General features: G+C 48.9%; 12 protein-coding genes. 9 read left to right on the top strand and 3 right to left on the bottom strand.

Features of this window, described 5'->3' with window-relative positions:
- Positions 1-227 precede the first annotated feature (227 nt).
- The 8 genes from JHJ32_RS16670 (at position 228) to JHJ32_RS16635 (ending at position 16,503) form a co-directional block, all read left to right on the top strand.
- Complete coding sequence (locus tag JHJ32_RS16670; RefSeq protein WP_200121709.1) at positions 228-3,242, top strand: TonB-dependent receptor; 3,015 nt, start codon at positions 228-230, stop codon at positions 3,240-3,242.
- 3 nt (positions 3,243-3,245) lie between these two features.
- Positions 3,246-4,631, top strand: coding sequence for a RagB/SusD family nutrient uptake outer membrane protein (locus tag JHJ32_RS16665; RefSeq protein ID WP_200121708.1), 1,386 nt, complete (start codon positions 3,246-3,248; stop codon positions 4,629-4,631).
- Positions 4,632-4,850: 219 nt separating this feature from the next.
- The gene (locus JHJ32_RS16660; protein WP_079718245.1) at positions 4,851-7,865 is read left to right on the top strand and encodes a TonB-dependent receptor; all 3,015 of its coding nucleotides are present in this window, start codon (positions 4,851-4,853) and stop codon (positions 7,863-7,865) included.
- A 15-nt stretch (positions 7,866-7,880) separates the two neighbouring features.
- Complete coding sequence (locus JHJ32_RS16655; RefSeq protein ID WP_079718244.1) at positions 7,881-9,260, top strand: RagB/SusD family nutrient uptake outer membrane protein; 1,380 nt, start codon at positions 7,881-7,883, stop codon at positions 9,258-9,260.
- A gap of 691 nt (positions 9,261-9,951) precedes the next feature.
- Positions 9,952-12,894 (top strand): TonB-dependent receptor, encoded by a 2,943-nt coding sequence (locus JHJ32_RS16650; protein ID WP_200121707.1) that lies wholly within the window; start codon positions 9,952-9,954, stop codon positions 12,892-12,894.
- 13 nt (positions 12,895-12,907) lie between these two features.
- Positions 12,908-14,353, top strand: coding sequence for a RagB/SusD family nutrient uptake outer membrane protein (locus tag JHJ32_RS16645; protein ID WP_200121706.1), 1,446 nt, complete (start codon positions 12,908-12,910; stop codon positions 14,351-14,353).
- 151 nt (positions 14,354-14,504) lie between these two features.
- On the top strand, positions 14,505-15,665 hold the full coding sequence (locus JHJ32_RS16640; protein WP_200121705.1) for a Gfo/Idh/MocA family protein: 1,161 nt from the start codon (positions 14,505-14,507) through the stop codon (positions 15,663-15,665).
- Between the two features lie 82 nt (positions 15,666-15,747).
- Positions 15,748-16,503 (top strand): Ku protein, encoded by a 756-nt coding sequence (locus JHJ32_RS16635; RefSeq protein WP_079718241.1) that lies wholly within the window; start codon positions 15,748-15,750, stop codon positions 16,501-16,503.
- A 20-nt stretch (positions 16,504-16,523) separates the two neighbouring features.
- Here JHJ32_RS16635 and JHJ32_RS16630 read toward each other — a convergent pair whose 3' ends face one another.
- From JHJ32_RS16630 to JHJ32_RS16620, 3 genes are all read right to left on the bottom strand, one after another.
- Positions 16,524-17,498, bottom strand: a complete 975-nt coding sequence (locus JHJ32_RS16630; protein WP_200121704.1) for an NAD-dependent epimerase/dehydratase family protein — start codon at positions 17,496-17,498, stop codon at positions 16,524-16,526.
- Positions 17,495-18,283 (bottom strand): SDR family oxidoreductase, encoded by a 789-nt coding sequence (locus JHJ32_RS16625; protein ID WP_079718239.1) that lies wholly within the window; start codon positions 18,281-18,283, stop codon positions 17,495-17,497. Before JHJ32_RS16625 ends, JHJ32_RS16630 begins: the two co-directional genes overlap by 4 nt.
- Positions 18,284-18,402: 119 nt before the next feature.
- The gene (locus tag JHJ32_RS16620; RefSeq protein ID WP_079718238.1) at positions 18,403-19,152 is read right to left on the bottom strand and encodes an RNA methyltransferase; all 750 of its coding nucleotides are present in this window, start codon (positions 19,150-19,152) and stop codon (positions 18,403-18,405) included.
- A gap of 5 nt (positions 19,153-19,157) precedes the next feature.
- Here JHJ32_RS16620 and JHJ32_RS16615 point away from each other — a divergent pair, with 5 nt between their 5' ends.
- On the top strand, positions 19,158-21,506 hold the full coding sequence (locus JHJ32_RS16615) for a BamA/TamA family outer membrane protein (protein ID WP_200121703.1): 2,349 nt from the start codon (positions 19,158-19,160) through the stop codon (positions 21,504-21,506).
- Positions 21,507-21,511: the final 5 nt, after the last annotated feature.

Here is a 21,511-nt window from a genome sequence, read left to right as displayed (position 1 = left end):
AGATTAACCACGCCGGGACGCACTGAGGATGGTCGCCATGCTAGTGACATACCCCGGGGGCATTTTTACATCGGAAAATATCGCTTTATCGCCTTGAGGAAATGTAAAGTCCTGTCGCGGTCCGATTTACTTTTCCCAAAACTTTCCTTTTAGGTTATTGTTTTTCTTTCGAATGCGCATTCGCTTCGGTGTGCAGACCTATGGAACAGTTTAAAAAACGGACTTAAATGAAAGCAAAGATACAACACATGCTGACCTTGCTGTTCGTATGTTGGATGGCATTGGGTTTTGCACAGCAAACGACCATTACCGGTAGTGTTTATGACGCGGAAGGCAATAGGCTTCCGGGTGTGAGTGTCGCTGTGCGGGGAACTAATGTAAGCACCTTGACCAATGCTGAGGGCCAATATACGATCAATGCACAAGTGGGCCAAACCTTGGTTTTTACGTATATCGGTTTGCAGACCGAGGAACGGGAGGTGGGACAGCGTGCAGTGATTGACGTAAATATGGTCACATCGACCTCCAGTTTGGATGAGGTGGTCATTGTGGGCTATGGTACACAAAGTAAGCGGTTGCTTACGGATAACGTAGCGAAGCTGACATCATCGGATATTGCTGAAATCCCGTCTCCGGGATTCCAGAATACGTTGGCGGGTAAAGCGGCGGGGGTGCAGGTAATGCAGACAAACGGTAAGGTAGAAGGGGGGATCAGTATCCGCGTGCGCGGCGTAGCGAGTGTAGGAGCTGGCTCGGATCCGTTGTATGTGCTGGATGGGATGCCTCTGATTAACCGCGATGAATCCAGCGATGCGCCGCAAAATCCCTTGCTGACAATTAGCCCGAATGAAATTGAGTCTATCGACATCCTGAAGGATGCGTCTGCGTCAGCTATCTACGGCTCGAGAGGCGCTAACGGTGTGGTGATCATTACCACGAAGCGCGGCAAACGGGGGCGGGCCAGTATCTCTGCCAACGTATCGCATGGCATCAGCGAACCTACCCGGTTGCGCGAATGGCTTAGTGCGGAGGAATATATGGAGTTGCTCACTGAGGCGGCCATCAATAGCTACGGAGAAGAAGATGGCCGAGCCGAAGCGGAATGGTTGTTTGGTTTTCTGTCTGATGGCGCAGACTGGCGCAACGGACAGTACCATAATACGGACTGGCAGGGGCTGGCGCTGGTGAGGGGGCATGTGAGTGATGCGGATCTCTCGATATCAGGTGGAAATGAAAATACAACATACTTCTTCTCGGGCGCGTATAACAATACAGATGGGATTGTAAGGGGCAATGCCATGGAGCGGATCAATTCACGGGTGAACGTGACCCACGAGTTTAACGACCGGTTTTCGGCGGGCGCAAACCTGAGCTTCTCCCGGACCACCATCGATCGCATCTCAAACGACAATGCTTTTGTGACGCCCCTGCAGGCGATTGCCCAGCCTGCGTTGAGTGCGGCCTTTCTGGATAACGGAGAGCCCAATCCCAATACGCTATATGCTAACTTCCTGCTGCAGGACAGGCATGCGTTCTTTAATACCATTGTGCGCCGGGTAAGTGGTAAGGCATTTGCTGAATACCGTTTTTTACCTAACCTGAAATTCAATACCGATTTTGGGTATGACTTGTATTATCAAACGGAAGATAGTTATACGGGAAGGTTAGCGCCGTTCCAATCGACCAACGGGGAGGGGTTTGCAACCAGTGTAGGTACAGAATCCTACATCACGAGCAATTATTTTACCTATGAACAAGCGCTTAATGATATCCATGATGTAGACGTAGTGGTTGGTATGGAATACAATCATGCGCGGCGACGGTTTCAAAGCGTCACGGGCATTGAATTTCCGTCGGATGATTTCCAGTCGATAGGGAGCGCTGCACAGATTACAGCGGGTAGCAGCACCTTTACTTCGTATGCATTTCTTTCTTACTTCGCTCGGGCGAATTATTCATTGATGGATCGGTATCTCTTCAAGGCGAGTATCCGGCGTGATGGCTCGTCGCGATTTGGCCGGGACAACCGCTACGGCACTTTTGCTGCCGTGTCTGCGGGTTGGGTGCTGTCTGAAGAGGATTTCCTGAGTGACTCCGACGTGCTGTCGTTCTTGAAGATACGGGGCAGTTGGGGGCAATCCGGAAATGCTGAGATAGGCGATTTTGCTTCGCTCGGCTTGTTTGGCGCGGTAAGCTACCGGCAGCGAGCGGGAATATTTCCAACACAGGCGGCTAACCCGTTCCTGACGTGGGAGAGTGTCGAGCAGACCGATATTGGTATCGACTACGGTTTTCTTGACAATCGGATTTCGGGTGAACTGGACTATTACGTCAAACGCTCCGATGGGCTGCTGTTTGACGTGCCGCTACCGGCAACTTCGGGATTCCCGACCGTACTGCGGAATGTCGGGCTACTGGAGAATAGGGGCGTCGAATTCGTACTCAATACCCAGAATGTCCAAAAGGATCGCTTCACATGGAACACGTCGCTGAACATTGCCTATAATAAAAATACGGTGAAGGAATTGCCGAATGGGCAGGATGTCGTCATTGGGCAGAATATCCTCCGTGAGGGGGAGCCTATTAATGCTTTCTACCTGCTGGAGTATGCTGGTGTGGACGTCGACAATGGTGATGCGCTCTACTATGTAAACAGCCGCAATCCGGACGGTACACTCAACCGGGAGACAACCAATGACCCCAATGCGGCAAACCGTGTGGTTTTGGGCGCTCCGCTGCCCAACTGGATTGGAGGGTTTACCAGTAACCTGGTTTACCGCGATTTTGACTTCAGCTTTACGTTCCAAGGTGAGTGGGGCGCAAGTATTTACAACTTAGGTGGTACATATCAGTCGGCTAATGGCGATTACTACGACAACCAGACCCGGGACCAACTGCGGCGATGGCGGCAACCGGGGGACATCACCGATGTGCCGCAGGCCCGCCTATATGGGGCCAACGGCACGGCACAGTCTTCGCGCTATCTCGACGGCGCGAGTTTCGTAAGGCTCCGCAATTTGAACGTTGGGTATACGCTACCCAGCCGAATCACCCAGCAGGTGGGAATTAATCGACTACGTGTATACTTTGCGGCGTTCAACTTGTTAACCATCACGAATTATAAGGGGTATGACCCTGAAGCACGGAGCGATGCAAGCTCGACAGAGGCAAGTAGGGGAATAGATTTTTACTCTGCACCGGCAGCAATGACATATTCATTGGGGGTCAATTTTAATTTTTAACAAATGAAAAAAATAGTTTATCGCTATAGCATATTAGCGCTCTTGGTAGGGCTTTCGGCCTGTGAGCGAAAATTGGATATCGACCCCGAGCAGTCTATTCCAGCGGAGCAAGCCTTGTCTACCTCGCAAAACATCCAAAGTCTCCTTATCGGTACTTATGATCAAGCTGGCACGGACGACCTTTATGGGGGATTCTTGCAAATGCTGGCCGATTTATATGGTTTTTCTGGACAGGCGTCATGGGTAGGTACGTTTACTCAGCCCCGTGAGGTGTTTAACAAACGGATACGGGTAGACAACTCGTTTGTGCGTGATCATTGGATAAACGCTTATCAGGTTGTCAACGCTACAAACTTGATTGTGGACCACTTGCACGTGGTAGACGAAGCTGAGCGAGACCGGGTAGCGGGCGAAGCGAAATTTCTACGGGCGTTGGTATACTTTGATCTTGTGCGATCGTTTGGGAGGCCATATGTGTCAGGGGAAGCTAACAATCAACCTGGGGTGCCGCTCAGCTTGACCGGAATACTGGATTATGATGGAGACTTGGCCGTGCCACGTAATACGGTGGACGAAGTGTATACCCAAGTGCTGGCCGACTTGAATGATGCGTATTCCCTGCTACCCGAGTCGAATGGATACTATGCCGACCGCTATTCGGCGCAGGCGCTTCTGGCACGGGTATACCTCCAACAGGGAAATTACACAGCGGCGCGAGATGCAGCAAATGACGTGATCCAAAACAGCGGCCGGGTACTTACGCCCACATATCAGGAGGCATTCAACAACGAAGCGAATTCGGTTGAAGATTTGTTTGCCTTTCAGGTGACCAATCAAAGCGGTACCAACCAACTGGTTGTACACTACGCCACGCAGGATTTGGGCGGACGGGGTGGTGACATCGTTGTTCAGCCGGCGTACCTGGCGCTTTTTGATTCGGACACCGATGATAGGAGCATGTTTTTTTATGAAAGCAGTCGTGGATTGCTCTCTTCCAAGTATACCAATCAATTCGGGAATATTGCGATGATTCGGTTGGCTGAAATGTATCTTATCCGTGCAGAGGCGAATCTACGGCTGGGTACTGCCGTGGGGGCGACTCCTGCCGATGACATCAATGTGCTGCGAGCCCGTGCCAACGCCGCACTGAAGCCAGCGGTAACGTTGGAGGATGTGCTCTTGGAACGGCAATTGGAGCTTGCTTTCGAAGGGTTTTTGATACACGATGTTAAACGCACGCGGGAAACGATTGTCATTGTCGAAAGCGTAGGCGGTGAATCCACCGAAGTGCCGATACCATACAACGACAACCGCTTGACATACCCGATACCACAACGGGAAATTGACGCTAATCCATTGTTGGAGCAAAATCCTGGTTATGGAACGTAATTAATGTTGTGTTTTTTGAATTTAGTTGGTGATTTTTGGTTAAATCCGGTAGGAATACCGGATTTTTTTGTTTTGTATATGTGATTTAAGTTGTTTTGTGTGTATAAATGTTATTGTTTTTTATTTTTTTGTATAAAAAATAAGTATGATCTTCGTTTGTTTGCAATATATTTTATATTTGTTTGAAATTTTTTAATAAAAAAATAACAAACACACGGTATGAAATTAAAAATACATTATTTTTTGATTATTTTGTTTGTGTGTGTAACTATTTTTGGTTATGCTCAGCAAAAAACAATTGCAGGGACGGTTAATAGTGAGGGTGGGCAACCGCTTTCCGGAGCAAGTATTGTTGTCAAAGGGACAAACATAAGTACATTGACCGACGAATATGGCCGTTATACGATTGTGGCGGAGTTAGATCAGACGTTGGTGATTTCATATGTCGGATTTCAAACGCAAGAAGTGCCGGTGGCGAACAATAACTTCATTAATGTCAATTTGTTGAATGCTGCCTCCGATTTAGACGAGGTGATCGTTGTGGGGTATGGCACGCAAAGCAAGCGTAAACTCACAGACAACGTCGCGAAGCTGACGTCTTCCGATATTTCTCAGATTCCGTCGCCTGGGTTTCAAAGTTTGTTGTCAGGGAAGGCTGCAGGAGTACAGGTAATGCAAACGAACGGTAAGGTTGAAGCTGGTATCAGCATGCGTATCCGTGGAGTTGCGAGTATTGGTGCGGGATCCCAACCTCTTTATGTATTGGATGGTATGCCGTTAATTAATCAAAATGAATCGAACAATTCGGCACCACAAAACCCGTTACTTACCTTAAGTCCAAATGAAATAGCGTCGATAGACATTTTAAAAGACGCATCGGCGACAGCGATCTATGGTTCGCGCGGAGCGAATGGTGTGGTCGTGATCACGACTAAGAAAGGACAAAGCGGCCGGAGTTCCATTTCCGCAAATGTGTCCCATGGTTGGAGTGGCCCGGCGAATAAGCGAGAATGGTTGAACGCTGCCGAGTATAAGGAATTGCTGCAGGAATCGTTGATAAACCGCTACGGGACAGAAAGTGGTACGCAAAGGTTTGAATCGTTTATGGACAACTATTCAGCGGGTACGGACTGGCGGAATGGTGAAGTGGATACTGATTGGCAGGATTTGGCTTTTCAGGATGGGTATCTCACCGATGCTGACCTTTCGATGTCCGGTGGAAATGATAAAACCACGTATTTTCTTTCGGGAGCTTACAACGGTACAAAGGGTATTATAAGGGGCAATGAACTGGAAAGACTCACTTCACGAATAAACGTGAGCCACAACTTTTCGGATAAATTCACAGGAGGTGCCAACCTGAGTTTCTCTAAAACGTCCATAGATCGGATTGCCAATGATAACGCCTTTGTGACACCGTTGCAAGCGGTGGCCCTGTCGCCGATCTCGCCGGCTTATTTGCCGGATGGGGAGCCTAATGGCAATACTATTTATGCAAACTTTCTGCTGCAGGACAGACATGCCTTTTATAATACAGTAATACGAAGGGTGACCGGTAAAGCCTTTGGTGAATATCGATTTTTGCCCTATCTCAAATTCAATACGGATTTCGGCTATGACCTGTACTACCAAACGGAAGACAGCTACACGGGCCGACTTGCCCCCTTCCAATCCACCAATGGTGAAGGATATGCTTCTAGTGTAGGTACAGAGTCTTATATTACCAGTAACTACTTTACCTATTCGCAGAATTTTGCCAATATTCACGACTTAGAAGCCGTGGTGGGTATGGAGTTTAACGATACGCGGCGGCGGTTTCAAAGCGTAACGGGTATCGAATTTCCGACGGACGATTTTCAGACAATTGGCAGTGCGGCTGAAATTACAGCAGGCAATGGCAATGTCTCTCAGTACAACTTCCTTTCTTACTTCGTCCGGGCTACGTATTCGTTGAAAGATCGCTACCTGCTGAAAGCGAGTGTCCGTCGCGACGGGTCGTCCCGTTTCGGCGAAAGTGTCCGCTATGGAACATTCGCTGCGGCGTCAGCCGGCTGGATACTTTCTGAAGAAGACTTCCTTAGTGAATCGGAAGTGGTGTCATTCCTCAAGCTGCGGGGTAGCTGGGGACAATCGGGCAACGCCGAGATCGGTGATTTTGCCTCGTTGGGCCTGTATGGCGGTATTTCTTACAACCAGCGCCCAGGTATTTCTCCCACGCAACCGGCAAACTCCTTCTTGACGTGGGAAAAGGTCAACCAGTATGACATCGGCGTTGATTTTGGCTTCTTGAACAATCGCTTGTCTGGTGAGCTCGATTATTATGTAAAGCAATCCAAAGATTTGCTCTTTGACGTACCTCTTCCCGGAACGTCCGGATTTTCGACCATCACCCGTAATATCGGTCTAATGGAAAATAGAGGTGTAGAGTTTGTGTTGAATACGGAAAATATCAAGAAGGAGGGGTTTACCTGGAATACAAGTATTAACATTGCCAGAAACAACAATGAAGTGAAGGAACTGCCAAATGGCGCTGATGTGATAAGTGGGCGCAATATTGTTCGCGAGGGCGAAGCTATCAATTCTTTTTATGTACTGGAATATGCTGGTGTTAGTCCGGATAATGGGGATGCGTTGTATTATTTAAACTCCAAAAACGAAGACGGTACATTGAGTAAGGAAACAACGAACGATCCGAACCGCGCTAACCGTATTGTCGCAGGATCGCCTATCCCTGTGTGGATTGGCGGTTTCACAAGTGCGTTGTTTTTCAAAGGCTTTGATTTTAGCTTTACCTTCCAAGGGGAATGGGGTGCAAGCATCTATAACGCTGGTGGACTTTACCAATCGGCCAATGGCGACTACTACGACAACCAGAGCCGGGACCAATTGCGGAGGTGGCGGCAGCCGGGTGATATCACCGACGTTCCTCAGGCACGTTTTGGATTAGGTAATGGTACTGCGCACTCGACGCGATACCTTGAACGAACAGATTTCATCCGCTTGCGTAATGTAAATTTGGGTTATACCATTCCACAACAGGCTTTACAGCAACTAGGGATCAATAATCTACGTGTGTATCTGGCAGCATTTAATCTGCTTACCTTCACCGATTATCAGGGTTATGATCCAGAAGCCCGAAGCGATGCTGGCGAGACAGCAGCGGGAAATGGTATTGATTTTTATTCGGCTCCGGCAGCACGGACGTTTTCATTGGGTGTAAATTTCAACTTTTAAACACGAAAGATTAACATGAAAAACTACAAAATACTGGGATTAGGATTATTGTTGGCACTAGGTATTGCTTGTGATAGCAAATTGGATGTGGAGCCTGCACAATCCATTTCTTCGGAAATTGCGTTGTCAACTCCAGAGAATATCCAAAATCTGCTAGTTGGTGTGTATGAACGAGCCGGACGTTCGGCTGCTTATGGGGGACGAATTCAGATGCTAGGCGATTTGTACGGAGCTACTAGTCAAGTTTCATGGATAGGTACCTTTCAACAGCCTCGGGAAGTATTTAATAAGGCTTTATTGGTGAATAACACTTATGTGAGCGATCATTGGCTCAATGCGTATGCATTGGTCAATATGGCCAACCTCGTAGTAGACCACATTGGCGTGGTGGAAGAAGCCGATGAACAGGCTCGGATATTGGGTGAAGCGAAGTTTTTGCGGGCTGCCACCTACTTTGAGTTGGTGCGATTTTTTGGGTTGCCTTACGAGGCAGGACAACAGAACGGACAATTGGGCGTACCATTGGTGCTCCAAGGGGTGCTAGACTATGCAGGTGATCTGACGGTAGCACGAAATACTGTGGAAGAGGTTTATGCTCAAGTGATTGCCGATCTGAATGATGCCTACAATTCGCTCCCGCCAACGAATGGCGTCTTCGCAGATAAATATTCAGCAAAAGCGCTATTGGCCCGCGTGTACCTGCAACAGGGAAATTATGCCGAAGCGCGCGACGCAGCAAATGACGTCATCGAAAACAGCGGGCATGCGCTTGTGGGGTCGTTTGCAGCAGCATTTAATAATGAACAAGACTCTGGCGAAGATGTGTTTGCGATGCAAGTGACGAGTCAGGACGGTACCAACACCTTGATTACCCACTACGCCGATCAGGACCACGGCGGCCGTGGCGGCGATATCATCATCGGTGATGCGTACCTCGCGTTGTTTGACTCGGATACGGATGTGCGGAGGTCATTTTTCTATACCAGTGCCGATAACGGCGAACGATTGACTAATAAGTACACAAACCAGTTTGGAAACATAGCGGTAATCCGACTTGCCGAAATGTACCTCGTCCGTGCGGAAACTAACATTAGGTTGGGAACCGCCGTCGGTGCTACACCTGTTGCGGATATTAATTTGATTCGGGAGCGGTCTCTTGCCGGTTCAAAGCCAACGGTGACCCTGGATGACGTTTTGCATGAGCGGGAATTGGAATTGGCCTTTGAAGGCTTCCTTATCCATGACACCAAGCGGCTACATCGGTCTATCTCCTTTACAGGAAATCAGGGGCAAATAACGTTGGATTATAACAACGGACGATTGATTTATCCCATCCCTGAGCGTGAGATGGACGTCAACCCGTTGTTGGACCAAAATGATGAATATCTAAACTAATTTAAGACGGAGAACTAATAGGGGGCCATCTTCCAATACTTAGGTACGGAAGGTGGCCCGCTTGTTTTTAGGATGTAGCAATATCAAAGTACATGTGGCATATTTAGCGTAAAAGGCCAAACGGCTAAAACTAAAGTAAGTACGATTAATTTTTGATTAATTACAGGATTTCATGGTTCGTCTTATTTTCTTATTATGAAAGAAAAAAAGAGCGATTGAAATCCTCCGAAGTCTTTTCGGCAACATTCCGGAGCGTTTTCCTGAAGAGACTTCGGTGAAAATAATTTTCAACCTCGGTGAGTTTCTGATTTTCGCCCATTGTTTTGGGTCTAAAGGCGAGCGGATATGCGGTACATCGTTTTCTAAGGCCGTAAGAGGCACTATGAGCGCTTAAAATTCTCAATGCTAAAAGCCTCCATCGAAAAAAAGAAATCAATACAAGCGATCTGTTTATTTTATTTCTTTATAGGATTGTGGGTTTCGCGTCCTTTTGGACGCCATTGACGGTATTTCTAAATCAATTCAACAATTGCGCCTTGGATATGAGCTCGAGGTGGTCAATGCTTGCAAATCATTATTGCAAATGTAAGCAACAAGGCGGTGTGTTGATATTTTTTGTAAAAAATAAGCGATTTGTTGGTGTTTGTTTGTAAAAATCTCACCTTTGGCCGTTATTTTTATAATCAATCACATGAGTAAACATTTTACAAGCTTATTTTTGCTGTTTTTTTTTCTTTCTAATGCCGTTTTTGCCCAAGAACGGACAGTAGTAGGTAATGTAATAGCAGAAAACGATGGGTTGCCTTTACCAGGGGTAAGCGTGACCGTAAAAGGATCGCCCAATTTGGGTACAAAGACAGACGAAAATGGGGGCTTTGCGATGCAAGTTCCCAACGGAGCAACGACGCTGATATTTCGTTATATCGGCTTTTTAGAGAAAGAGGTTGCGGTGGGTTCGGATCCGCTGACCGTGTCCATGCAGGATGATGCCCAACAACTATCTGAAGTCATCGTGACGGGGTATAACACGCAGAACCGGCGGGAAGTGGCAGGCTCGATCTCCACCGTGCAGGCAAAAGACTTTGAATTGGTACCGATTGGGTCGTTCGACCAGTCCATCCAAGGACGAGTGCCCGGCGTATTGATCCAAGCGAACTCGGGACAGCCTGGTGCGGCGGCTTCTATTTTGATCCGTGGTAAGGGATCGGTGTTGGGAAGCAATGACCCGCTGTTTATCATGGATGGGGTGGAAATCACAGCGAACGACTTTTCTTCCTTAAATCAGGCAGATTTCGAATCCATATCGGTGTTGAAGGATGCTTCGGCAACGGCACAATACGGATCACGTGGAGCTAATGGCGTGGTGCTAATCACGACAAAACAGGGGAAAGCCGGCCGCACACGCATCGATTACAACGTTCAATATGGCGGATCGACCATTCCGGAAAACCGCTTGAGGGTAATGAGTACCGATCAGAAGCTGGATTTTGAATTGCTCAGCGGAAATCCTTACGAGTGGACGGATGCAGAGTTAGCTGAATTGCGTCAAATCAATACCGACTGGGAAAAGGTATTTTTTCGGACCGGCCGTACCGCTAATCATACGCTGAGTGCCTCAGGCGGAACAGATAATACGACTTACTTTTTGTCGGGTTCTATATTTGATCAAACTGGAACGGTGCGTAATACGGGCCTTAAGCGCTATACTGGCCGTGTAAACGTGAGCAGTACGGCCGGAGCCTTTAACTTCGGTTTAAACAGCACATTTGGGTATTCCGAGTATCACAACACATCCGAAAACAATACTTCCATCGCTTCGCCACTAAACGCCATCCGTTGGTCAAATCCTTACGAAACGCCGTACGATGCAGAAGGCAATTATACGCAACTTGTGTCTGGACAGCCGAATGCGCTGTCAGAACTGTTGGAAAATCGGGACGCTCGCCAGCAGCTTAAAGGAGTCGGAAACGTCTATGTAGAGTACCGAGCACCTTTTCTTGAAGGCCTAACCGCCAGGACATCCTGGGGCGGCGACTTCCGGTCTAACGAAACGGCGGCCTACACGAGCCCGGATACATATTCGGGAAGTTTTGATGTGGGTGGCCAGGGAAGTCTCTTTCGGGAGCTTGATCGGTACTTCCGGTACACCGGAACGACATCGGTGGGCTATGGTAAAACGGTGTCAGAAGACCATACCTTCGCTGTAACGCTCTACAATGAGATCATCAACAATACATTGCGTTCCTTTGAATTTACGGGTTATGGATTGGGAGGTGCATTTGACAACGAGGCGGGCATTACACCAGGCAACGCGGAGAATGGTTTCATCCCCGATGTGGGTGGCAATGGTAGTGCAAATGCTTTGCTGTCTTATTTTGCAGATATTAAGTATAGCTACAAGAACCGTTATTACTTAGATATAACCGGACGACGTGATGGTTCATCACGATTCGGTGCTGACCGCAAATGGGCAAACTTCGGCTCGGTGGGCTTCAGCTGGATCGTGTCGGATGAGGCCTTCATGGAACCGTTGAAACCGATCTTCAATAATTTGAAATACAAGATCAGCTACGGATCGGCCGGTAATCAGGCAGGCATTGAAGACTTCCAGTCGCGCGAACTCTACGCACGGGCTGTTTATGCGGGTGTGGGTGGATTGGTGCAGGACCAACTGGCCAATCCGCTGCTGCAATGGGAGCGTAAAAGTACGTTCAACACTGGAGTTGAATTTAATACGCTAGGCGGCCGTCTTGGCGCTACCATAGAATATTACAATTCCATTACCTCCGACCTCTTCCTCAATCAGCAACTGTCCAGGACCACAGGCTTCACATCACTGACCGCCAACATCGGCGAACTTCAGAACTCCGGAGTGGAAGTCTTTCTCGATGGCAATTTGATCAGGACGAAGGACTTTGTCTGGGGCTTGAATTTGAGCTTTACCTATAACAAAAACAAAGTGCGTAAATTGATAGGCGACCAACAGGAAATCATCAGCACTATCACCATCAATCGTGTAGGTGAATCAATAAACTCCATTTACGTGGTGCCGTATGCGGGGGTAAATCCGGATAATGGGAATCCACTGTATATCGACCTCGAAGGAAATGTGACAGAAGATTACAGTCCTTCGTTTCGAAGGATTGTGGGATCATACGAAGCCCCGTACTTCGGCGGTTTTGGTACCAGTTTGAGCTACAAAGGATTTAGTGCAGACGTGTTTTTCTCGTTTATCACTGGACATTCGATTTTTAATAACGACCGGGCTAACGTAGAAAACCCCAACTACGTGAGTGACAACCTGGCAGCGGTAATGAGTACGGCGTGGAAGCAACCGGGCGACCAAACACAGATCCCGCGTGTGGACTATCCGTTTTTCCGCAGCAGCACATCCCACTTCGTGGAAGATGGCGATTTTCTACGCCTGCGCAATGTAAATTTATCCTACACGCTGCCCCGCCAGTGGCTGGACAAGATTGGTGTGAGTAACATACGGCTATTTGCACAAGGCCAAAACCTGGTGACATGGACGGATTTTCAGGGATTTGATCCGGAAATGGCGCGGGGTACATTAAATGGTGCGCAGTATCCGGCGCTACGCACATACACATTCGGATTAAATGTTGGGTTTTAACTTGGAGGGCATTATGAAAAGGAGAAATTTTATTTTAGGGCTGGCAGGTGTTTTTTCGTTGTCAGCATGCAACAGTATCATTGATATCGAGCCAGAGTTCGTAAAAGATGGAAGCCAGATTTTTACAACCATCGAAGATTATGAATACGCCTTGACCGGGGCTTACTCCCTCTTCAGAGAAGTGGGTTATTTCGCTAGTGGTGCGCAAACCACCAGCACATGGGCCAGTCTACCGGACATGATGGGCGACAACCTGGTAAGGACCACGGAGGACTTGGCTAACTGGCAGGAACAGGTCAATTGGGTCTATGAATCAACTGATAGCGATATCAACACGGCTTGGCAGGAGGCCTATAGCGTGGTAGCACAGGCTAACTTGGTACTGCGGAATATCGACCAGTTCAGCGCCACCAATCCGAAGGCCGTCAACCGTATTAAAGGACAAGCGCTCGCGATTCGGGCGGTTGCGCATTTTGATGTCTTACGGTATTGGGGTACAGACTATGACTTGAACAGCACAGGACTGGGAATTCCTTATGTGGAAATCGTAGACATCAATAACAAACCTTCACGGCTGACAGTTGCCGAGAGCTGGGCAAAGATTTTCGCTGATATGACGCAAGCCGAAACATTGTTGGGCAATGTAGACGGTACGATCAATTCGGGAAACAGTAGATCTTACCTCGATCAAAAAGCTGTGCGGGCGCTGCTGGCGCGAATGTACTTGTATGCCGGACAGTATGAAGAGGCTGAAGCTTTTGCTTCCCAAGTAATCGCAGAGGAGCCCTTGGCAACAGGTGCTGACTTTGAAGGGATATGGACGGATGCGTCGACCGCTGAGGTGCTGTGGGCTGTGCCGTTCAATGCGGGCGAAGGGTCGCCGTCTTCGGGTGTGCATAATGCACCTTCCAACCGAAACCGCTTCCGTCCGGCGGATCCCTTGCTTGCGTTGTACGATCAGAATAACGACATACGGTACGGCACCTACTTCGGCGTGCGTTCGCTTTCGGGCGCCCCGCGCAACATCTTACGGAAATTTTACGGAAGAGGAAATGCCTCCGACAACCTGGTTAACTGGAAGGTAATCCGTACTGGTGAATTGTACCTGATACGCGCTGAAGCCCGGGCGCGGCAAGGAGGGGCTAAGGAAGCGCTGGCCAATACCGATCTGAATGATCTGCGATCAGCACGTATAGCGGATTATGCCCCGGAGACGTTGACAGGAAGCGCCCTGATAGAAGCGATTTTTACGGAACGTAAAAAGGAGCTTGTGGGTGAAGGTCATCAGTGGTTTGACATAAAACGGACGACGCGGACAATCGAACGTACCGACCCCGGACTGCTTGCTGGCAGCGGTGTGACCCTCACCCCGGAACACCGTGCCTGGGTATGGCCAGTTCCGCAGTCGGAAATCGACGCAAACGAAAACATTCGTGGACAGCAATCAGCGGGTTACTAATCTGCTGTGCATTTAAGTGCTTTTGGGCTGCTCTCACTCGTTGGGAGCAGCTTTTTCTTTGTATTGCCTCAAGCTTTTTTTAGCTCAACCCAACAATTCGAGCCCTTGTGTGTCTTCTTGGAAGAAAGGATGTTACCAATCGACAACGCTTATGGAACAAAAAGGTTTTTTTTCAGGTAAAGGCGTGTATACCCGCAGGCAGTTCGTAGGCCAGCTATCCCTGATGGGCATTGGAGGAGTTGCCTTTGCCGGGCTATCCAGCATTGGCGGTTGCACGTCGCCGAGCAACCAGCAAGCAGAACAACGTACCGACCAGCAACAGGCGCAGCAGAAACTGGGCATTGCCCTGGTAGGGCTAGGTCAGTATTCCGAAGGGCAGTTAGGTCCAGCATTGAAAGATACCGATCATTGCTACCTCGCCGGTATTGTGACCGGCACGCCTGCCAAAATCGACAAGTGGCGACGCGGCTACGATATCCCTGAAGGAAATGTGTATAACTATGAGAATTTTGATACGATTGCCGATAATCCAGATATTGATATCGTATATGTGGTGCTGCCCAATGCAATGCATGCGGAGTATACCATACGGGCACTTCAAGCCGGTAAGCACGTTATCTGTGAGAAACCCATGGCCGTGACGGTGGAAGATTGCGACCGGATGATTGCAGCCGCGAAGGAGGCGGGTAAACTGCTCTCCATTGGCTACCGGCTACACTTTGAACCGCATAATATTGAGATGATGCGGTTTGGTCAGGAAAAGCGGATGGGGGCGATAATGCATATCATGGCAGAAAACGGGATGAACGGTACGGAAGGTTGGCGGCTGGATAAGGCCCTCGCTGGTGGTGGCCCCTTAATGGACGTGGGCATCTATTGCGTGCAAGCCGCACGGTATACAACAGGCATGGAACCCATCGCCGTAACGGCTGAGGAGGGGACTAAAACGGACCCAGAAACTTTCAAGGAAGTGGAGGAATCGCTGACCTGGCAAATGGAATTCCCAGGTGGTGTGACAGCATTGTGCAAAACCAGTTATTCAGAAAGCATGAACCTGCTACGGGCAGAAGCCGAACACGGATGGGCAAAGCTGGAACCGGCGTATCCATACTCCGGAATACAGGGAGAAACTTCCGAGGGTGAAATGGATTGCGAAGGCGTAAACCAACAAGCACTCCAAATGGATGATTTTGCCATAGCGATTAAGGAAAATCGGCCGACCCCCGTACCCGGTGAAATGGGCCGGCAGGACGTGAAGATACTACAAGCCATCTATAAGGCCATGGAAACCGGCCAACGGGTGGAGGTGTGACGTTGGATGGACGCTTGCAGAGGCCATACCAAAGTGCCTCCAACAAAACGGACGTTTTTTTGTTTCTACGGAAAAAGGAACGATGCGGGCAATTTGGACAGGAGCAATCGGATTTGGACTGGTCAATATTCCAGTGAAATTATTTAGTGCGACAACGGATAGCCGACCGGATTTGGACATGCTGGACCGGAAGGATTTATCGCGGATACGGTATAAACGTGTCAACGAACGGACAGGTAAGGAGGTGGACTGGGACAACATCGTGCGTGGCTATCTACTGGATGACAACTACATCGTGCTGGATGAGGCTGACTTTGAAGAGGCTAGCCCTGAAAAGACAAAAATGATAAACTTACAGGTTTTCGTGAAAGAAGCCGATATTGAGAGCATTTACTTTGAAGCGCCGTATTACCTTCAACCCCAAAAAGGTGGTGAAAAGGCATATATGCTGTTGCTGAAAGCGTTGGAAAAAACAAAAATGGCGGGCTTGTCGACCTTTGTCCTTCGCAATACGGAAAACTTGGCTATCATTCGGCCATATCAAAATATATTGATGCTCAATAAACTGCGGTTTCAGGAGGAAGTTAGGGGTGTTGATGAACTTAATGTCCCCGAAAACGTAAAAATTGCTAAGCAGGAAATGGATATGGCAGTGCAGCTAATTAAAAGGCACTCGGGAGCATTCAATATCGATGACTATAAAGATGAATATAGCAAAGAATTGATGAAAATCATCCGGGCTAAAGCAAAAGGTAAACGGCCTACTGTGCGGAAGATGAAAGTGAAGCGCACTGACTCCAACGACCTGCTTGAACAGTTGCGGGCAAGCTTAGGGTAGTCGTATAGGCCTGATTTTGGTCATAACATACCTTGTGCCTTAAACCACCGGATGGCATCATCGATTCCCGAGTCGATAGGTCTGAAGGTTACCCCTAATGCTTGCTGGGCTTGGTGATTGGAGTAATAGTTGTTGACGCATAGAATTTTCATGTTGACAGACGAAAGGGGCGTTCGGATGCCGATGCTTCTTAGCACGTCGCCGAAGTAACCTGCGGCCAACAGAGCCGGCTTGGGCACGGTAACCAGCAGCGGGTTGCCGGTAGAATACCCGGCCAGTTTTCTGAAAAAGCCACGGTAACTCAGGTTTTCGCCAGCGAGCAGGTAAGCCGCCCCGTTTTCGCCCCGTTCGAGTGCCTCAACAACCCCCTGGGCTGCATCTTCGACATGGACGAAATTTTTGCCGCCGGGGGGGTGAAACACGATCTTCTTGCCGTAGCCCATACGGATAATGGCACCTGAGCTGGGCTTACCGTCATAAGCGCCAATCATGAAAGTCGGATTGACGACCGTAACGGCCAAGCGATCTTTGGCGGCGAGGGCACACTGCTCGCCTTCCTGCTTGCTCCGTGCATAATGGGCCTCGGTGAAGGGCGATTTCATGGGCTGCGTTTCATTTCCCGGTCGCTGCATGCTGCCGTAGCCGAAGGTGTTGGCAGTGCTGACGTAGACCACCTTTTTTATGCCATTGGCCAGCGCGGCTGTGATGACCTGTTCGGTCCCGGCAACATTGACGCGGTGATAGTCTTTATAATGCAGCAGGCTCATATCAGTAGTGGCCGCACTATGGATGATGTAGTCGCACCCTGCTACGGCGCGTGCAAGCGACGTGGGGTCGGTAATATCACCGATTGCCAGTTCCAGTTTGTCTTGTGGCGGCAAAAGAAATTTTTTGGCATCGCGGATAAGCCCCCTAACCCGGTAACCGCGCGCCAGAAGTGCGATAATGGTATTCGTGGCCAGCAGGCCATTTGCCCCGGTAACCAGTACGTTCATGCGCGGTTGATTTCTTTCTTGATGGCGTTAGTGAGCAGCGGTAGCCGGATATAGACAGGGAGAAATTTCATAACCATCCAGGTGAGCTTGTTTACCCAATTGAGCATAATCAGCGAATCGCGCTTGAATAGCCGCCGGATGGATATGGCGGCGACTTGATCAGGCGTAAGCAATCCCATCGTAGCGAAAAACCCCTGTTGCTGCAGACGGCTGGCTGAATCAGCATTGGTCATCATAGGGCCGGGGTTGACAAGACTAAAAAATACATTGCTGTCTGCAAATTCTTGGTATAACCCTCGTGTAAGGCTATAGACAAAGGCCTTAGAGGCGGGATAAACGGTTTTATAACCAATCGGACTGTAGGCAGCGACGCTGCCTACATTGAGTACATAGGCCTTGTCACGTTTCATCAGGTTGGGAAGCAACTGGTGGGTAAGCAGCGATGTGGCTTTTACGTTAAGCTGGATAATGCGGTCAAGGTAATCGACCGTGACGTCCTGAAAGCGTTGTGTGCCGCCGCATCCCGCATTATTGATCAAGATGCTTAGGGCGAACCTCTCGTTGACCCAAGCGGCAAGGGCAACGATGTTATCTTTTTGTGTGAGGTCCGTTTCATAACAATGGGCTTCTTGCCCCAAAGCTACTACTTGAGAGGCTACAAAATCCAACCCTTCACCCGGCAGGCTAACCAAAATGGTGTTGATTTGCCTGCTGGCCAGCTCCAGTGCAAAGGCCTTTCCCAAGCCTTGGCTAGCCCCCGTGATTAATGCGTAGGTTTTATTCATCGCCTGTAAATTTACAACAGGTTTTGGTTTGTCATATACTGCAGGTAAAATAAAATTCGTTAATTTTTGTTAATAAATTACTCATCGCCAGTGCGATATTTTTGGGCGGTATTTCTGAATTACAGGGTTTCCTTACGAGCTAATGCTGAGCAAAACAGCGCAGCTGAGATGGCTACGTTAAGTGATTCGGCTTGGCCAACGCGGGGGATGGTGATATGGTGGTTAATGTGAGGCAACACGGCCTGGCTGATGCCATTGCCTTCATTGCCCAGTACAATAAGCCCTTCGTGGCCGAAATCCGCCTCATAGAGCGATAAACCGTTCAATACCGCACCGAAGATAGGCACCGGCGCTTGCGCTACCAACGCCCGGATATCGGTGTAAACCAGTTGCATGCGGGCAAGTGATCCCATGCTGGCCTGCACGGCTTTGGGATTATAGGCATCTACCGAGCTGACAGAGCAGATGATGCGTTTTAATCCGAACCATTCGGCAGTGCGGATAATGGTACCCAGATTGCCAGGGTCCTGGATGTCATCCAGTACCAAGTGAAATGTGTTGCGCAGCATGTTGTCAGTGATTGGGGGGGCGGTAGGGATACGTACAAGTGCAAGCACGCCCTGGGGCGTCTTCAGCGCGCTGATACGCTGCAAATCCGAGTCGCTGATTTCATCCGATTTTATATTTTGCGGGATTTTAGTCAATTTTGTAGCCGCTTGGGAGGTGTAAAAAACATGTTGCACGGTATAATCTGAACGGAGAAATTCCGTTACGGATTTAACGCCTTCTACGACAAACAACCCATGTTCCCTACGGAATTTTTTATGTTGGAGTGAAGCGATGGTACGTATTTGCAGTTTTGAAAGCATAGTTAATGGATAAACGGGATTGCCTTTTTGTGTATGCAAGTATACTGCTTTTGCTGATATTATTCGCATCCTGCCGCTCGACAAGACTGCTGGAGGAAGGGCAGGCGTTGGTGACCAAAACAGAAATTGAAGGGATCGAACCCCGGCTGACGGAGCAGGCAAAGGCGTATATTCCGCCTGACCTACGGCCGAATTCTCGTATAAATCTATTCATCTATAACTTGGCTAATGCCAGAAAGGGACGTTATCGGACAAAGAATATCCGCAATGTGGGCGAACCTCCGCATGTGCTCGATAGCGCGCTGGTCGACTTTTCTACGCAACAAATTAATCGTTACCTTGCATCCAAAGGGTATTTCAATGCTGAAGTAAGCAACAACATTGTATTAAAAGGAAAACGGGCACATATTTACTTTCATGCAAATCTGGGCGTGCCTTATACGGTACGCAATGTAGATGTGAATATAGCCGACCCCCAATTAGCACAGGTATATGCCGAGCACGGTGTCATCGGCCGTAAAGTGCGGCCTGCCATGCGATATGACGCCGATTCGTTGGTCGCTGAGCGCGAACGGATATACCACCTGATGCGCCAGCAGGGTTACTACGAGTATTTGAGGCAATATATGCGGGTAGATGTGGATACCAGCCTTCGTAGAAACCAAGCCGATCTCAAGCTCATCTTGGATAATCCGGAAGGGCAAGCTGCACATACGAAGTTCACTATTGATAGCAGCTTTGTCATCATCCAGCATAGCCGTGATGACCTGAACCATGTGATGCCGAAGAAAATGGTGTTGGACAATCAGGTGTATGTTGAGGATTATACCGGCCGCTTTCATCCGGCGCCTATCGCCCGTTACCTCTTCCACCACCATGGGGATGCCTATAATGTTGACCTGGAGAACCTTACTTACGACCGCCTATACGAACTAAACGGATTCCGCAGTGTGAAAATCGCGTATAGCAAGCCCGACTCCAATCGGCTTAATGTGTATTATGAGCTTACTCCTCGACCATATATGGCCAATCAAATCGAGGGTGAATACACGTTCAATTCGGGGATGAGCGGCTTTAATGTTGGCAATACCTTTACCCACCGCAATTTGTTTGGTGGACTGGAACAGTTGGAGGTAAAGCTACGTTATGGCGTGTTGTTTGATTCCCGGTTGCCAGGCAATCTGCTCGATAGGGTGTTCAACAACGATTTTCAGGTAGGGGTAAACATTACAGTTCCCCGGTTGCTTACACCTTTTTCCGTACCGCTTGGTGGAAGAAACGGGTTGCCTCGAACGATTTTTTCGGCCAACATCCAGGCATTTGACCAGTTTCAGACGTATTCCAACCGCTATTTTAGCGGAACACTGTCTTATAATTGGTCTGATACCCGGTATAAGCACCACACACTGACGCCACTAGTGCTGGAATATCGGTATGGGCAACTGAATGAAGAATTTGCGCAGCGGTTAATCGATCAAGGCTTTTTGCTTTACGTGCGGAGCAATAACAGGGCTTACTTCGGGTTGGGGTCGCAGTATGTATACACATTGAACGCCGTGAGGCTATCCCGGCTGGAAGACTTTATTTATTTCCGTGGCGCACTTGACCTAAGCGGCAACCTGCTGGGGGTAGCCAGCCAAGTGATAGACTTCCAGCGGAATGTCGATGGTGAAAAAGAGGTGTTTGGCGTGCCGTATTTGCAGTATGCCAAGGCAGAGACGGATTTGCGGTACTACCGGTATTTCGGGGGTGACAGGCAATTGATTGTCCGGCTTAATCCGGGAATTGCCGTGCCTTATGGCAATAACTCCAGCCTGCTGATTTTTGAGAAAAGTTTTTTTGGCGGGGGCATGAACGGCATCAGGGCATGGCAGGCACGTACGCTGGGGCCGGGCAATTACAATCGCCAGGTGCTGGACCCTGGATTGCGCCTGAACCTGCGCAACCTTGATCAGTTGGGCGAAGTCAAACTGGAAGGTAATGTGGAGTATCGCTTTAAGGTATTGAATGACTTATTTGGAGCAAAACTCAAAGCGGCGACCTTTGCCGATTTTGGTAATGTATGGCGGATAAGGGAGAATGAATTAAACCCGGGCGGTGAATTTAGGTTCGATAAATTTTTGGGGCAGATGGCAATCGGCACAGGGGTAGGGCTGCGTTTTGATCGCGGCTATTTCGTGATCCGACTGGACGCCGGGCTGAAAGTGCGCGATCCGCAATTCGACGGCGCAAATCAATGGGTGATTACGGAACTTTTCAATAGCCGGGAGTTTAAGGAACAATATCGTATCACCAATGCGCCAGACCGCTACAATTTTGTACAATATAATTTTGGTATCGGGATGCCTTTTTGAGTCCG

The sequence above is a fragment of the Parapedobacter sp. ISTM3 genome, assembly GCF_016533505.1.
GTDB lineage: Bacteria > Bacteroidota > Bacteroidia > Sphingobacteriales > Sphingobacteriaceae > Parapedobacter > Parapedobacter luteus.
Note: the sequence above shows the minus strand (reverse complement) of the source record. Positions and strands in the feature narration are given on the sequence as shown.

Coding starts and splice junctions, on each gene's coding strand:
- JHJ32_RS16615 (WP_200121703.1), top strand. CDS start 19,158: ATGGATAAACGGGATTGCCTTTTTGTGTATGCAAGTATACTGCTTTTG.
- JHJ32_RS16635 (WP_079718241.1), top strand. CDS start 15,748: ATGCGGGCAATTTGGACAGGAGCAATCGGATTTGGACTGGTCAATATT.
- JHJ32_RS16665 (WP_200121708.1), top strand. CDS start 3,246: ATGAAAAAAATAGTTTATCGCTATAGCATATTAGCGCTCTTGGTAGGG.
- JHJ32_RS16640 (WP_200121705.1), top strand. CDS start 14,505: ATGGAACAAAAAGGTTTTTTTTCAGGTAAAGGCGTGTATACCCGCAGG.
- JHJ32_RS16660 (WP_079718245.1), top strand. CDS start 4,851: ATGAAATTAAAAATACATTATTTTTTGATTATTTTGTTTGTGTGTGTA.
- JHJ32_RS16650 (WP_200121707.1), top strand. CDS start 9,952: ATGAGTAAACATTTTACAAGCTTATTTTTGCTGTTTTTTTTTCTTTCT.
- JHJ32_RS16655 (WP_079718244.1), top strand. CDS start 7,881: ATGAAAAACTACAAAATACTGGGATTAGGATTATTGTTGGCACTAGGT.
- JHJ32_RS16620 (WP_079718238.1), bottom strand. CDS start 19,152: ATGCTTTCAAAACTGCAAATACGTACCATCGCTTCACTCCAACATAAA.
- JHJ32_RS16630 (WP_200121704.1), bottom strand. CDS start 17,498: ATGAACGTACTGGTTACCGGGGCAAATGGCCTGCTGGCCACGAATACC.
- JHJ32_RS16625 (WP_079718239.1), bottom strand. CDS start 18,283: ATGAATAAAACCTACGCATTAATCACGGGGGCTAGCCAAGGCTTGGGA.
- JHJ32_RS16645 (WP_200121706.1), top strand. CDS start 12,908: ATGAAAAGGAGAAATTTTATTTTAGGGCTGGCAGGTGTTTTTTCGTTG.
- JHJ32_RS16670 (WP_200121709.1), top strand. CDS start 228: ATGAAAGCAAAGATACAACACATGCTGACCTTGCTGTTCGTATGTTGG.